Origin of the sequence: Pseudomonas sp. W3I7 (assembly GCF_030816095.1) — a bacterium.
In the GTDB taxonomy this organism is placed as follows: domain Bacteria; phylum Pseudomonadota; class Gammaproteobacteria; order Pseudomonadales; family Pseudomonadaceae; genus Aquipseudomonas; species Aquipseudomonas salomonii.
Genome location: NZ_JAUSXP010000001.1, coordinates 5,276,918 through 5,292,246, shown reverse-complemented (window position 1 = coordinate 5,292,246; position 15,329 = coordinate 5,276,918). Strand labels below are relative to the sequence as shown.

Sequence of the window (15,329 nt, the reverse complement as noted above, 5' to 3'; positions counted from 1 at the left end):
CTCCTCAGGCGGCGTTCTTGAGTTTCGGGTCCAGCGCATCGCGCAGGCCGTCACCCATCAAGTTGATTGCCAGCACGCTGAGCAAAATGGTCAAACCAGGCAGGCTCACCACCCACCAGGCGCGTTCGATGTAGTCACGGGCCGAAGCCAGCATGGTGCCCCACTCAGGGGTAGGCGGTTGTACGCCAAGGCCCAGGAAGCCCAGGGCCGCGGCATCGAGGATCGCCGAAGAGAAGCTCAAGGTAGCCTGTACGATCAGCGGCGCCATGCAGTTGGGCAGCACCGTGATGAACATCAGGCGTGGCAGGCCGGCGCCGGCGAGGCGGGCGGCGGTCACGTAGTCACGGTTCAGTTCGCCCATCACCGCAGCGCGGGTCAAGCGCACATAAGACGGCAGCGACACGATAGCGATGGCGATCACGGTGTTGATCAGGCCAGGGCCGAGGATCGCGACAATGGCTACAGCCAGCAGCAGCGATGGCAGGGCCAGCATGATGTCCATCAAGCGCATGATGGTTGGGCCAAGCAGGCGCGGGAAGAACCCGGCGAACAGACCCAGCAGGATGCCCGGGATCAGCGACATCACCACCGACGACAAACCGATCAGCAACGACAGGCGCGAACCCTGGATCAGGCGCGAGAGCAGGTCACGGCCCAGCTCATCGGTGCCCAGCAGGAACTGCATCTGCCCACCTTCCAGCCAGGCTGGCGGGGTGAGCAGGAAGTCGCGGTATTGCTCGCTCGGGTTATGCGGCGCTACCCACGGGGCAAACAGCGCGCAAAACACCACCAGCAACATGAACAGCAGGCCGGCAACCGCGCCTTTGTTCTTGGAGAAGGCTTGCCAGAATTCTTTGTACGGGGACGGGTACAGCAGGCTTTGATCAACTGCTGACACTTGAGTAGGTGTGGTCATGGTCATGATCTCAGCGCTGGTGACGGATGCGTGGGTTGGCGAAGCCGTAGAGGATATCCACCACGAAGTTCACCAGGATCACCAGGCAGGCGATCAACAGGATGCCGTTTTGCACCACCGGGTAGTCCCGTGCGCCAATGGCTTCGATCAGCCATTTGCCGATGCCGGGCCACGAGAAGATGGTTTCGGTCAGTACCGCACCGGCCAGCAGGGTGCCGACTTGCAAGCCGACGACGGTAAGCACCGGAATCAACGCGTTACGCAGGCCGTGCACGAATACCACGCGCGCCGGCGACAGGCCTTTGGCCTTGGCGGTACGGATGTAGTCTTCGCGCAGCACTTCGAGCATCGACGAACGGGTCATCCGCGCAATCACCGCCAGCGGGATGGTGCCGAGCACGATAGCGGGCAGGATCAGGTGGTGCAGGGCATCCCAGAATGCGTCCGGCTCGTCAGCCAGCAGGGTGTCGATCAGCATGAAGCCGGTGCGCGGCTCGATGTCGTAGAGCAGGTCGATACGCCCGGAAACCGGGGTCCAGCCCAGGCTCACCGAGAAGAACATGATCAGGATCAGGCCCCACCAGAAGATCGGCATCGAATATCCCGCGAGGGAGATGCCCATCACCCCATGGTCGAACAGGGATCCTCGTTTAAGGGCCGCGATCACCCCGGCCAACAGGCCCAGGATACCGGCGAACAACAGGGCGGCCATGGACAGTTCCAGGGTCGCAGGGAAGAGGGCGGTGAATTCGGTCCACACGCTGGTGCGTGTGCGCAGGGATTCGCCGAGGTCGCCGTGGGCGAGCTTGCCTACATAGTCAAAGTATTGCGCATAGAGCGGCTTGTTCAGGCCAAGGCGTTCCATTGCCTGTGCGTGCATCTCGGGGTCGACACGGCGTTCGCCCATCATGACTTCTACGGGGTCGCCGGGAATCATGCGAATCAACGCAAACGTCAGCAACGTGATGCCGAAAAACGTGGGGATCAGTAACCCCAATCGGCGGGCAATAAAACTAAACATCTTGTTGTGTACCTCAATCAGCCGGTTAGGCAGGTTCGGCACCGTCAATGTCGACGGTACCGAGCGTCTTCTCTTATTTACTTCACCTGGGTGGTGGCGAAGTTATTTGTGGTCAGAGGGCTTTGGGTAAAGCCTTCGACGTTTTTGCGCATGGCGGTGAACATTTTCGGGTAAGCCATGGGAATCCACGGTTGGTCTTTTTCGAAGACATCCATGGCTTGTTCATAGAGTGCAGCGCGCTGGCCAGGTTCAGCGATGGCGCGCGCCTTGTCGATCAAGTCTTGAAACTCTTTGTTACACCAGCGGGCGTAGTTTTCGCCGTTTTTCGCCGCATCGCAACTCAGGTTTGGCGTGAGGAAGTTATCCGGGTCCCCGTTATCCCCTGCCCAACCGGCGGAAACCATGTCGTGCTCGCCGTTTTTGGCGCGCTTGAGCATCTCGCCCCATTCCATCACTTTGATGTTCACCTTCAGGCCGATCTGCGCCAGATCCGCCTGCATGCGCTGGGCGCCGAGCATCGGGTTCGGGTTGGTCGGGCCGCCGCCGTTACGGGTGAACAGGGTGAACTCGGTGCCTTCCGGTACGCCGGCTTCCTTGAGCAGGGCGCGGGCTTTGTCGAGGTCACGGGTTGGGTTTTTCAGCTTGTCGCTGAAACCCAGCAGCGTTGGCGGATACGGGCCAGTGGCATCAATAGCATTGCCTTTGCCGTACAGGGATTCGTTGTAGCCTTTTTTGTCGAACGCGATGTTGATCGCGTGGCGTACGCGGGCGTCGCTCATGTACTTGTGGGTGGTGTTCAGCGCAGTGTAGGCGGTGGTCATCGCCGCCAACTCCGCAACCTTCAGGTTCGGGTCAGCCTTCACGCTTGGCACGTCATCCGGTTTGGGATACAGCGCGATCTGGCACTCGTTGGCCTTGAGCTTCTGCAGGCGCACATTGTTGTCGGTGGTGATCGCCAGGATCAACGGGTCAGCTGGCGGTTTGCCACGGAAGTAGTCCGGGTTGGCCTTGAAACGCACCTGGGCGTCTTTGGCGTAACGGGTGAAGATGAACGGGCCGGTGCCGATGGGCTTGGCGTTCAGGTCATCGGTCTTGCCGGACTTGAGCAACTGGTCGGCGTATTCGGCGGAGTGAATCGAGGAAAACGCCATGGCCAGGTCGGCCAAAAACGGTGCTTCAGGACGGGTCAGGGTAAAGACGACGGTGTGATCGTCGGTCTTCTCTACGCTCTTGAGCAGTTCCTTGAAGCCCATGCTTTCAAAATACGGGTAGCCCACGTTGGACTTGTTGTGCCAAGGGTGATTCGGGTCCAGCTGGCGCTGAAAGCTCCAAAGCACGTCGTCGGCATTCATGTTGCGCGTGGGTTTGAAGTAGTCGGTGGTGTGGAACTTTACATCGTCACGCAGGTGGAAGGTGTAGGTCAGGCCGTCGGCGCTGATTTCCGGCAGGGCCTTGGCCAGTGCCGGTACAACTTCGGTGGTACCGGGCTTGAAGTCCACCAGGCGGTTGAACATGGTTTCAGCGGCGGCGTCAGCGGTTACCGCAGTGGTGTACAGCACCGGGTCAAAACCTTCCGGGCTGGCTTCGGTGCAGACCACCAGCGGTTTGGCCGAAACGCCGATCGCAACGCTCAACAGCGCAGCGGCAATGGCAGCTTGTAGCGGGAGCATTTTCATTCAGAGCCCTCTGCAATCGATTAAACCAGACAAGCGTAGACGGCGGGCTCGCGATGAGCCCGCCGTCTACCTGGCGCTAATTAGAGAATGTTGAACGGGATGGTGGTCACCAGGCGGAACTCACGGATGTTGCCGTCAGCCTGGTTGGCGCTGGCACGGTGAGTCACGTAGGTACCACGGATGGTGGTGGCCTTGAGTGCGCCGCTCTGAATGGCGTACGAAGTGCCGACACCGTATTCCTGGTGTTTCTCGCCGTCCTGGGCCTGGATGCCGTTGTAAGCGAAGCCGGCACGGCCGCCGTCGCCGGTGTAGTGAGTGCCGTCGATGCCCCAGCCGCGAGCCGAGTAGATGTTGAACTTCAGGCCCGGCACGCCGTATTCGGCCATGTTGATGCCGTAAGCGATCTGGAACGATTTCTCGTTCGGACCGTTAAAGTCGGACGTCAGGGAGTTGGCCAGGTAGATGCCGTTGGTTTCGTGCAGGTAGTCGAAGTACTCGTTACCGTTCACTTCCTGGTACGAGAAGGTCAGGCTGTGAGCCTGGTGAGTCAGGCCCAGCGACAGCGAGTAAGTGTCGTTGTCGATCTTGCCCATCAACTTTTTGCCTTCGTCCACGGTCTTGTAGTAGTTCAGGCCGGTGGTCAGAGCCAGGGTCTGAGCATCACCCAGTTCGTGGGTAGCGCCGAAGTAGTACTGGTTCCAGAAGTCTTTGACTTGAGCGCCGAAGAAGCTGGTTTTCAGGCTCTTGAACGGCTGGTAGTTCACACCGGCGGTGTAGACGTGATCCGCTTCCTGGCCATTGCCGTATTCGGTACGGAATTTCGACAGGCTTTGTTCGGTACGTGGCGACACGCGGTCGAAGTAAGCGCCCTGGAACGACAGGTTGCTGAATTCTTCGCTGTTCAGGGCGAAACCTTCGAAGCTCGATGGCAGTGCACGGTTGCCGATGGTGTCGACGATGCCGCTGCTGAAGTTCTGGCGACCGGCGGTCAAGGTGGTGTTCGACACACGGAACTTCACGTTGGCCAGGCCCAGTTTGCTCCACTGATCGACTGCGTCGCCGTTGGAGTCGGCCAGGGTACGGTTGGAACCACCCTTGATGTCGCGCTTGCTGCGGTCCAGAACCAGAGCGTTGTACACCGCCAATTCGGTGCTCACGCCAACGGTGCCTTGGGTGAAGCCCGAGGTAGCGTTGAGGATCGTGCCCTGTACCCAGTTGGTACGGTAAGCGTCAGTGCGCGCTTCGCCGTGCTTCTGGTAGGTGAACTTGCCGCCACGGAACTTCTGTTCGTTGGAGAACCAGTTACGGGTGGTACCGCCCAGGCTTGCGCCGTCGATAAAGCCCTTGGCCTCGCTTTGGGCGCTGGTGCCGGCCAATGTGGTGGGGACGAAGTCCTGGCTCTGGGTTTCCGCAAATGCGGTGGCCGTGATGCTGCTGATGGCCAGGGCCAGAAGCGCTTTGCTGCTCAGTTTCATGGGTGAAGCTCCTTTGGTTCTCTTTTTAATGCCGGTCTTTTTAGGTGAACCGGCTATTGGGTGTGTAACTCGTTCAAGCTAGTGCAAACGTTTGCCGTAGGATAAATCCCAACAAAAGGCTGCACGTTTGCTACGGAGCCGATTGGGCTCCGCACCATCCGGTTATTTTCTTATGGGTTGAGACTGACGCCCGAAAACACGTTGCGGCCGAAGGGGCTGACTTTGAAACCTTCGACTTTGGCGCTTAACGGCTGGTTGACCGTCGAGTGGGCGACTGGCGTGATCGGCACTTGCTGTTTAAGCAATTGCTGCGCCTGTTTGTACAGAACAGTCCTTTGTTCGCGGTCGGTCACGACCTTGGCTTGCTTGATCAGCTTGTCGTACGCCGGGTCACACCACATGGAGTAGTTGTTCCCGCCGATGGCGTCGCAGCTGTAGAGGGTGCCCAGCCAGTTGTCCGGGTCACCGTTGTCGCCGGTCCAGCCGATCAGGCTGATATCGTGCTCACCGTTTTTGGTGCGCTTGATGTATTCGCCCCATTCATAGCTGACGATCTTGACCTTGAGGCCGATCTTGGCCCAATCGCTTTGCAGCATCTCGGCCATCAGCTTGGCGTTGGGGTTGTACGGACGCTGCACCGGCATGGCCCACAGAGTGATCTCGGTGCCTTCTTTAACGCCGGCGGCCTTGAGCAGTTGCTTGGCTTTTTCCGGGTTGTAGGCGGCGTCCTTGATGCTGTCGTCGTAGGACCACTGGGTCGGCGGCATGGCGTTGACCGCCAGTTGGCCCGCGCCCTGGTACACGGCATTCAGAATGCTCTGCTTGTTCACCGCCATGTCCAGCGCCTGGCGCACTTCGAGCTGGTCGAAGGGTTTGTGGCGCACGTTGTAGGCGATGTAGCCGAGGTTGAAACCCGGCTTGGTCAACAGTTGCAGGTTTGGATCGGCCTTGAGCGCGTCGACATCAGCGGGGCGCGGATGCAGGGTGATCTGGCACTCGCCTGCCTTGAGCTTCTGCACCCGCACCGAGGCGTCGGTGTTGATGGCAAAAATCAGTTGGTCCAGCTTGACGCGACTTGGGTCCCAGTACTGTTTGTTGCCCACATAACGGATCTGCGAGTCTTTCTGGTAGCGCTGGAATACAAAGGGCCCAGTGCCGATCGGCTTCTGGTTGATGTCGCTGGGTTTGCCCTCTTTCAGCAACTGTTCGGCGTACTCGGCCGACAGGATCGAGGCAAAGCTCATGGCGATGTTCTGTACAAATGCGGCGTCGACCGTGTTCAGGGTCATCACCACGGTGTAAGGGCCGGTCTTCTCGACCTTGGCGATGTTCTTGTTCAGGCTCATCCCGTTGAAGTACGGAAACTCGGTGGGGTAGGCCTTGCGAAACGGGTACTCCGGGTCAAGCATGCGGTTGAAGGTGAACAGCACATCGTCGGCATTGAAGTCGCGCGTCGGCTTGAATTCCTTGTTGCTGTGGAACTTCACCCCTTCACGCAGGTGAAAGGTGTAAGTCAGGCCGTCTTCGGAAATATCCCACTTGGTTGCCAGCCCTGGCACCACGTCAGTCGCCCCTTTTTCGAATTCAACCAGGCGGTTGTACAAAGGTTCCGCCGCGTCGTTGTCGGTGGCGGTGGTGTACTGCGCGGTGTCGAACCCGGCCGGGCTGCCTTCAGAGCAGAACACCAGGCTCTTCTTTTCGGCGGCTTGGCCCATCGTGGCCACCGCCAGCAGGCTGGTGCCAAAAATTGCGGATAGAACAGTGGTATGGCGCATGACGATCCCGATCCTTGTTTGTTGTTGTCATCAGCGAGCAATCACCCAGGCGTCAGGCCTGGTGGACATCACTGATCCCACACGCAGCAAGTGCCTTTCCTGGATTGGAGCTTCTGCTGTCCTACGACGTTATGGGTCGCGGAGCTTGCAGTAAATGCGCCAAAACGGACTGACCTTGTAGGCAACGGATGCACAAGTTGCAGTTCATTGCTGTAGGACGGCAATGTTGCGGTTGTGGTCTGTTTCCTATGGTCTAGGCAGATGCAATAACGGCGACGTTATGAAACGTCGCCGCTACTGAGTCTTACTTGCCGCTTACGCTCACGCCGTAGAAGGAGTTCAAGCCAAACGGGCTGATCTTGAAGTCCTGCACGGTGTTGCGCATGGGTTGATACACCGTCGAGTGCGCGATAGGTGTCATCGGGACTGCATCTTTGAGGATATGTTGCGCCTGCTTGTACAGCTCGGTGCGTTTGGCGATATCCGATGTGGCTTTGGCTTCTTTGACGATGCCGTCGAATTTCTTGTCGCACCATTTGGAGAAGTTGTTACCGGCCAGCGAGTCGCAGCCGAACAGCACGTTCAGCCAGTTGTCCGGGTCACCATTGTCGCCGCTCCAGCCAATGATCATGGCCTGGTTCTCGCCGCCTTTGGAGCGCTTGAGGTACTCGCCCCACTCGAAGCTGACGATGTTGACCTTCAGGCCGATCTGTTTCCAGTCGTTCTGCAGCATCTCGGCCATCAGCTTGGCGTTCGGGTTATACGGCCGTTGAACCGGCATGGCCCACAGGGTGATCTCGGTGCCTTCTTTAATGCCGGCTTCCTTGAGCAGTTCCTTGGCCTTGGCTGGGTCGAACTTCGTATCCTTGATGGTGGTGTCGTAGGACCACTGGGTCGGCGGCATGGCGTTGACGGCCAGTTGGCCTGCGCCCTGATACACGGAGTCGATGATCTGCTGCTTGTTCACCGACATGTCCAACGCTTGACGTACACGCAGGTCGGCCAGTGGGTTGGCGGCGGTCTGCCCCTTGATCACCGGCATGACGTTGTAAGCGATGTAGCCCAGGTTGAAACCGGCTTGGTGCGGCAGTTTCAGGTCCTTGTCTTCGCCCAGCGCCTTGAGGTCGGCCGGACGTGGGAACAAGGTGATCTGGCATTCGTTTTTCTTGAGCTTCTGGATGCGCACCGACGGGTCGGTGGTGATGGCGAAGATCAGGTTATCGATCTTCACATCCTCAGGTTTCCAGTAGTCCTTGTTGCCGGTGTAACGAATGTTCGAGTCTTTCTGATAGCTTTTGAACACGAACGGGCCAGTGCCGATTGGCTTCTGGTTGATGTCCGCGGGCTTGCCTTCCTTCAACAGTTGAGCGGCGTATTCGGCTGACTGGATGGAGGCAAAACTCATCGCCAGGTTCTGGATGAAAGCGGCGTCCACAGTGCCAAGGGTGAACTTGACGGTGTGGTCATCGACTTTCTCGATGTTCTTGATGTTGGTGTCCATCCCCATGTCCGTGAAGTACGGGAACTCGGTGGGGTAGGCTTTACGGAACGGATCGTCCTTGTTGATCATGCGATTGAACGTGAACAGAACGTCATCGGCATTGAAGGTACGGGTCGGCTTGAAGTACGAAGTGGTGTGGAATTTCACGCCATCACGCAGGTGGAAGGTGTACGTCAGGCCATCCGGGGCCACGTCCCAGCTGGTGGCCAGCCCAGGAATCACAGCGGTGCCGCCGCGTTCGAACTGGGTCAGACGGTTGAACATGGTTTCGGCCGAGGCATCGAAGTCTGTTCCGGCGGTGTACTGGCCTGGGTCGAAACCGGCCGGGCTCCCTTCGGAGCAGAACACCAGGTTACTCGCCGCATGGGCGAAAGGAGCAGCGGCCATAAGGCCAGCACTCACTAAAAGCGGAAGGACTGCGTGTTTAAGCATGTTGGCCTCATGATTTGTTGTCATTTTTGGTGGTGAGGGCGACCTCGTGAGTCGGCCTGCGGATACTTATGCAGGGGCCATACCCATTGCAAGATGCTGAACCGTTGCAAGAGGCAAACTGTGGTACGAACGTACAGGAATGTCGCATTTATGAAAGTTTGTACATAAATGCATATATATAGAGGGTTTTTTCGGTGCATCGAGCGCACCAAAAAAGCCCAGCCGAGGCGTCTGGCGCACTCGGTTGGGGCGCCTTTGTTACTTATCTAGACTGACACCGTAGAACGGCGTCAGCCCAAACGGACTGATTTTGAAGTCTTGCACTTCTTTACGCAGTGGCTGGAAAACCGTCGAGTTCGCAATAGGCGTTATAGGTACCTGTTCCTTAAGGATTTTCTGCGCCTGTTGATACCACTTGATGCGTTGCTCGCGGTCGTTGCTGACCTTGGCCTGCTGCACCAGTTTGTCGTAGGCCGGGTTACACCATTTGGCGTAGTTGCTGCCCTTTACGGCGGCACAACTGTAGAGCACGCCGAGCCAGTTATCGGGGTCGCCGTTGTCACCGGTCCAGCCGTAAATCATCGCGTCATGCTCGCCATTTTTGGCGCGTTTGATGTATTCGCCCCATTCGTAGCTGATGATGTTGGCTTTGATACCGACCTTCGCCCAGTCTTGCTGGATCATTTGTGCCGACATGCGCGCGTTGGGGTTGGAAGCCCGCTGGACGGTCATGGCCCACAAATTGATGGTGGTACCTGGTGCAACCCCTGCTTCTTTTAGTAGCGCCCGGGCCTTGGTCGGATCGTAGGGTGCATCCTTGATCGTCGGGTCATAAGACCACTGCGCCGGTGGCAGCGCGTTCTGCGCCAATTGTCCGGCGCTTTGGTAAACGGCCTTGATAATCGCCGGCTTATCAATGGCCATGTCCAGCGCCTGGCGTACCTTGAGCTGGTCCAGCGGTGGATGCGTCACGTTGTAGGCCAGGAAACCCAAATTGAAACCGGCCTGTTGCAGCACGCGCAGGTTGGGGTCTTGTTTCATTATTTCGATGTCGGACGGGCGCGGGTAACCGCTGACCTGGCATTCCCCGGCCTTGAGCTTTTGCAGGCGCGCGGCCGCGTCCGGGGTGATGGCGAATACCAGGTTATCGAGCTTCACATCCTCGGGTTTCCAATACTGTTTATTGGCCACGAAGCGAATCTGCGAGTCTTTCTGGTAGCGCTTGAACACAAATGGCCCGGTGCCTACCGGTTTCTGGTTGATTTCCTCGGCTTTGCCTTCTTTGAGCAGTTGAGCGGCGTATTCGGCTGATTGCACCGAGGCGAAGCTCATGGCCAGGTTCTGTACGAACGAGGCATCGACGTTGTTGAGGTTGAACTGCACGGTGTGGTCATCGAGTTTTTCGACGTTTTTGATCGTGGTGTTCAAACCCATGTCGGTGAAGTAGGGCGACTCGGACGGGTAAGCCTTGCGAAACGGACTGTCGGCATCCAGTAGGCGATTGAACGTGAATAGCACGTCATCCGCGTTGAAGTCGCGGGTAGGCGTGAAGTCATCGGTGGTGTGGAATTTGACGCCATCACGCAAGTGGAAGGTGTAGGTCAGGCCGTCCTTGGACACATCCCAGCTCGTCGCCAGGCCCGGCTCAACCTCGGTACCGCCGCGCTTGAACTGGGTCAGGCGGTTGAAGACGGTTTCGGCGGAGGCATCGAAATCGGTACCGCTGGTGTACTGGCTGGGGTCGAAACCGGCGGGGCTGGCTTCGGAGCAATAGACCAGGGTAGTCGCCGCCTGAGCCATCGGCATAAAAGCCAGGAGGCCTGCGGCAAGGAGCAACGGTTTTAAGGTGATTCTTTCCATAAAGACCCCTGAAGTGGCAGGCATATAAAAGCTGCCCAAACGAAAACGGCGGTCACCGAGGTTACCGCCGTTCAGGGTTGTCAGGTAGGGGTCACTGCATCTGTACTTCAATCACCCCATCAGCGCTCATGTTGACCTGGCTGGTGCCGGCTTCTACTTCTGGCGTTGGCGCCGAATCCGCCATGGCCGCTTTCATCATCATCCCGCCATTGCGGGCGTAAGGCATCGGGTAACCATTGGTGTTGAAGTTCAGGTTGACGATCTTGTAGCCCTTGCCACCCAACGCATCAGTTGCGAGCTGGGCGCGGGCCTTGAACGCGGCGACCGCATCCTTGAGCAACGCATCTTCGCTGGCCTTGCGCGTGGCGTCGGCGATGGCGAAGTCCATGTTTTCCATTTTCAGGGTGTTCAGCAGTTCGCCGGTGAGCTTGGACAGTGCCGGGAAGTCGGCGCTTTCCAGGCGCAGTTCGGCACGCTCGCGCCAGCCGGTGATCTTCTGGTTCTTGCTGTCGTAGATCGGGTAGCTGTTGCGGCTGCCTTGGCGCAGGGTCACCGCTTTGACTTCGCGTGCCTCGCCCAAGGCCTTGTTCATGGTGTTGGTGATTTCGGCCGCGAGTTTAGCCGGGTCGGCATTTTGCGACTCGGTGTAAAGGGTGACGATCATCTTGTCGCGGGCAACCTCCTGGCTGACCTCGGCGCGCAGGGAAATCTGGTTGTAATGCAAGTCATCGGCAGCGGTGGCCGGCAGGCTTGCGAGTGTTGCGGCACCGAGAGTGATAACGGCTGCAGTGCGGATCAAACGTGACATATAAACTCCTGGGGTTGTTCGTAATCGGTATGACTGTAGACGGAGCCTTTCGGTTCGTCGGGTTTATGCATACATAAAATAACGCGAACCATCAGTTGCGGACTGAATCTGAAAGACTGCGCAGGCCGACGATGTTCGGTTCCGACACGTCAATGCTTTAGAACACCTGCGCGTCGCCATGAACGGTTGCGTTTATCCATCCGGGATCCCTAGGGTCTCGCCATACCGATTGGGGCGGTGTGCCGCCATCGCTGATCAGGATTTGCTTGCCGCTACGGCTCCATTCCTGCATTCGTTGCTCGAACTGGTTACGATAGTCGCCGGCAGGGCAGGAGATTCCCGCCCACGGATCCACGACCCAGGCGTCGGCCCATTCCGGGCCTTTGAAACCGGAGGTGATTTGCCCTCCCTTGGGGCCACCTACCACGGCGAATGTATGCCCTTTGACTTGCGCAATTCTCGCATCACCGCCGCTGAGATTGATGGTGTCAACGGCCACGTGGGCCATCTGGTCACAGTTGCCTGCACCGACTTTCATAATGGATTCTGAGTAATTGGGGGCAGCAGTCCGTGTATATAACCAGGTCACTATTTCATCGGCGCTGTATGCACGGGCACCGTCAGCCAAGTCCTTAGGGATACGTTGATTGGCAGATCTTATTCCCGTCGCGTCGAATTGTCGGTCTATCGCCTCGCGTGACGCCTCAGCGAAGAACTTATTTTTATCAGCAGGGGACAATGAGTTGAACGTCGCCGGTATATTCATCGGTTCAAGCGCGATGGGCTTCAGCGCCGTGGGTACATTAATTTTTTTACCCCAGGCGCGAATGTTCAGCAGCAATTCGCGTTGTTTTTCGTCGCTCAAGCCACTCAGCACGTTTTTGAGCTGCTGGGTTTCGGCGGGCGACAAGTTATTATCGATAACGATATTTTTTACCAGGTCATCCATGCCGGGCAGTACGACGATGTCTTGATTGGGAGTGCCATTGGCGGCGTAACCATGAATATCTTTGTATTGATCGTGCAGCTCAATTATTCGACTGCTGACGGGGTTGTTATTGGCGGTGATTCGTTGAAAGTCCAGTTGACCTGACGCGTTAAGTTCCGCGCAGTAGAATACTCCGGTGTCGCCTTCGGCAACGACATAGTTTTTCCCGTTGTACTGAGTCTTATAACCCCTGAGCGTGCGTTGATCGTCACTGAGGTCACTGATGGGGCCCAGTTTTACAACCACGGTGTCATTGTTGATAGGGCGAAATTGTCCAAGTTTATCAAAACCAAAGTCTGGCTCATTGACAATACTGCCGGTTACTTGGTTTCGATAAGTGATGGGGGACTGTCTGGGCACCTCAATCAGCTGGTCTCCATTGTTGGGGTCCACTTGGTAAAGGCGATGATCGTGTACAACCGTTCTTGGCTGTCCACTGACTTCCGGGCTCGGCACCAGTCGTCTGTGTTCCAGCGCTTGGGCTTCTTGGTACACCGGTGTTCCGCCCGGTTCAATCCACTTGGTGTAGCACAATCCGTTTAAATCCCGGCCCATCCGAGCACCGGGCGAGCCGCATTTCATTTCAAAACCTGCCAGAGGCTCGAAATCAGTTTCTGCCCCGACTTCAGTCAATACATCGGGCTTGCTGGGGTCGAAGCGATAGACTTTGTCGCCGACGACCACATCGGTATATTTTTCTCTTCTCAGAATTTTCGGCTTTTCGGCCCAGATGCCATCAGGCACGAGCACACTTTGGCCGTCTGGCCCCACTTCGCGTTTGAGTGCAATCGTGCCTGTACCCTTTGCGGTTGGCGTCTGATTGTCGACTCGATTGGCTCCTTGACCTGGCGAAACTCGCTCAGGTACTGACTCAATAGGCGTTTCTGGTTCCACCCCAAGCGATGGTTCCACGGGTTCTAAAGGCCTTTCGGGAGTGATATGTGGGCCTTCTCCTCCGATACCTCTCGCCAGTACGGGTAACGTGGCATTGAGCACGCCAAACACTAATTTTTCGACGCCCCCGGGTTTGCCATGTGCGACGTCGACGGCACCGATACCGGCCTCAACCGCTCCTGAAGTAATAGCGAGTACGTCCAATACAATCGTCACTTCAGGCATTAAAAAAGCGAAGGGGGTGAAGAGCAGAGCAACCATCGCTGCTTTATTGAGGAATTTCTCGATCTCTTTTTTTATCACATCGTTTTTGCTGGTGATGAGCAGATCGGCGTCGGCGTATGAGCGGCTGCGCTGGCGTTCGCTCACTTCGGTGAAGGGGGAGGCGTAGGGTTCTATCTTGATTTCTTTGTCAGGATTCCACTTGTAGCGATGACCGGGTTTAGGCCATGCGCCAAGCCCTTTCAGTGCTTCGATAATACCGGCATGCCATTCACTACCGTTTCTTTCCTTTAATTTGAAATGCTGTAAAAGCGCCTCGCGCTTAACCGGGTCTGCCGCCCATTGTGCGAGGGTTGCTTTCATCTCCTCTGGTGAGTCGAAGGAATGTATGGGTGAGGAGTTGCCCGGTATGTAAAGCAACGTTCGGTGAATAGTCTTACCGTTTTTGACTTCCCCTTTTTTGTCGGTAATGACCATGATGTCGGTCGATGGGTAACGGCCAATTGTGAGTAAACCTGTCTCCACATCCGGATCCCGAGAGGGCGGTTTCAGCAAGCTTTCCATTGGGGTGTCGGCCCACGCAGGCTGATTCGGATCAAGCCCGATACCGCGCATCAATAGTTGTTTGTCTTTATCGGCGAGCGTGCCTTCCTGTGTTTGGGCGTGCGCAGCCTTTACTAACGAGGCCTTGACGAGGGTCGGATATTTCGCGCTGTTTTTGTCCCAGAAGTCATTCAGGAACTCAGTGTGAGACCTTTGAAAGTCAGAGTTTTTAATCGCGCTCTTGAGATCGTCGACCGAAAAGGGGAGCTGGGTTGCTGGGCTATAGATGTCAGGTTTGGAGGGGGCAGAGACGTACACGCCCTGGTAGGTATGAGTGACATGCGCGGACTCCCTGCCTGGGTTAGCGCGGCTACCAAAATCAGAGATGGTCGATACGACACTCTCCAATTTGTCGACCAATTTGATATCCGGGCCACCCCTGTAGTAAGGGACGTGAGTGCGCCCGGCCCCTGGGATATTTTGTGAGTTCTGAATAAAGGCCTGGGTCAGACTGATTTTGCTGACGATTTGTGCCGGGTACGGTTTGCCTGCATTTGTGTTGTATTTGTAAGTCACGATAAACGTAGTGTTGGGGTCGATATCCACCCCCCATTTTTCTTTGACGAGTTCTTTGACGGTTGTTGCGGCGTCCCGATTCACATCCTTGAACGACCGCGCGACTTGTTGAACATAGTCATCAACGTCAATATTTGTTCCAAGGTCGACAGGCGCGGGTTCTTTTGAGTGGCGCGATATTTCTTTACCTTCAGGCCTGCGGGGCGCATGCGTGTAGACCTTGTCCCCTGACGGCGACTCGGGGTCAGGTACCACGTCTTCGACTAATTCGTTTTCTATGGCGTCATCGCGGATTTTCAAGGTCTGACTTGGACTTATTGAGAGTTGGTGAGGTTGCGATTGCACGGCTGAAGAGCTGTGTTGTCCAGGACGACCGTGGCCATCTGCGCCTGCCCCCCGGGCCGATTCTTTCGACGGGGCATCATCAGTTGATAATTTGTTATTTGGTGCCGCGTGACTTTTCTGCTCCAAAACGAGAGGCGGTGCGGAGGTGATTTGCAGGGGAGTGATCGTGCTCAACTTTTCGGCTCTTGTGCAGTTAAGGGCTAGATGGGTGGCTGAGTGAGTACGAAGAGTTCCCGGTCAAGCCTGAAAAACGGCTATACGCATGTATGACTTGTTACCTGTTTGGCAAATATCCAT

At 56.8% G+C, this 15,329-nt stretch carries 9 protein-coding genes; all 9 read right to left on the bottom strand.

Annotation, left to right across the window (positions count from 1 at the left end):
- Positions 1 to 4: 4 nt before the first annotated feature.
- The 9 genes from QF043_RS24435 to QF043_RS24395 all read right to left on the bottom strand — a co-directional run bounded on the left by QF043_RS24435 (position 5) and on the right by QF043_RS24395 (position 15,206).
- Positions 5 to 916, bottom strand: a complete 912-nt coding sequence (locus tag QF043_RS24435; protein ID WP_065911602.1) for an ABC transporter permease subunit — start codon at positions 914 to 916, stop codon at positions 5 to 7.
- A gap of 10 nt (positions 917 to 926) precedes the next feature.
- A complete protein-coding gene (locus tag QF043_RS24430) occupies positions 927 to 1,937 on the bottom strand; it encodes an ABC transporter permease subunit (protein ID WP_056859204.1) in 1,011 nt (336 codons plus the stop codon).
- A 77-nt stretch (positions 1,938 to 2,014) separates the two neighbouring features.
- The gene (locus tag QF043_RS24425) at positions 2,015 to 3,613 is read right to left on the bottom strand and encodes an ABC transporter substrate-binding protein (protein ID WP_307420473.1); all 1,599 of its coding nucleotides are present in this window, start codon (positions 3,611 to 3,613) and stop codon (positions 2,015 to 2,017) included.
- 80 nt (positions 3,614 to 3,693) lie between these two features.
- Positions 3,694 to 5,088: an OprD family outer membrane porin gene (locus QF043_RS24420; protein WP_307420471.1), complete on the bottom strand. Its 1,395-nt coding sequence runs from the start codon at positions 5,086 to 5,088 to the stop codon at positions 3,694 to 3,696.
- Between the two features lie 170 nt (positions 5,089 to 5,258).
- Positions 5,259 to 6,803: an ABC transporter substrate-binding protein gene (locus QF043_RS24415; protein ID WP_370694350.1), complete on the bottom strand. Its 1,545-nt coding sequence runs from the start codon at positions 6,801 to 6,803 to the stop codon at positions 5,259 to 5,261.
- A 364-nt stretch (positions 6,804 to 7,167) separates the two neighbouring features.
- Positions 7,168 to 8,796: an ABC transporter substrate-binding protein gene (locus QF043_RS24410; protein ID WP_307420470.1), complete on the bottom strand. Its 1,629-nt coding sequence runs from the start codon at positions 8,794 to 8,796 to the stop codon at positions 7,168 to 7,170.
- Between the two features lie 258 nt (positions 8,797 to 9,054).
- Positions 9,055 to 10,656: an ABC transporter substrate-binding protein gene (locus tag QF043_RS24405; protein ID WP_307420469.1), complete on the bottom strand. Its 1,602-nt coding sequence runs from the start codon at positions 10,654 to 10,656 to the stop codon at positions 9,055 to 9,057.
- A gap of 91 nt (positions 10,657 to 10,747) precedes the next feature.
- Positions 10,748 to 11,464, bottom strand: coding sequence for an SIMPL domain-containing protein (locus QF043_RS24400; RefSeq protein WP_307420468.1), 717 nt, complete (start codon positions 11,462 to 11,464; stop codon positions 10,748 to 10,750).
- A gap of 157 nt (positions 11,465 to 11,621) precedes the next feature.
- Positions 11,622 to 15,206, bottom strand: a complete 3,585-nt coding sequence (locus QF043_RS24395) for a dermonecrotic toxin domain-containing protein (RefSeq protein ID WP_307420467.1) — start codon at positions 15,204 to 15,206, stop codon at positions 11,622 to 11,624.
- Positions 15,207 to 15,329 lie beyond the last annotated feature (123 nt).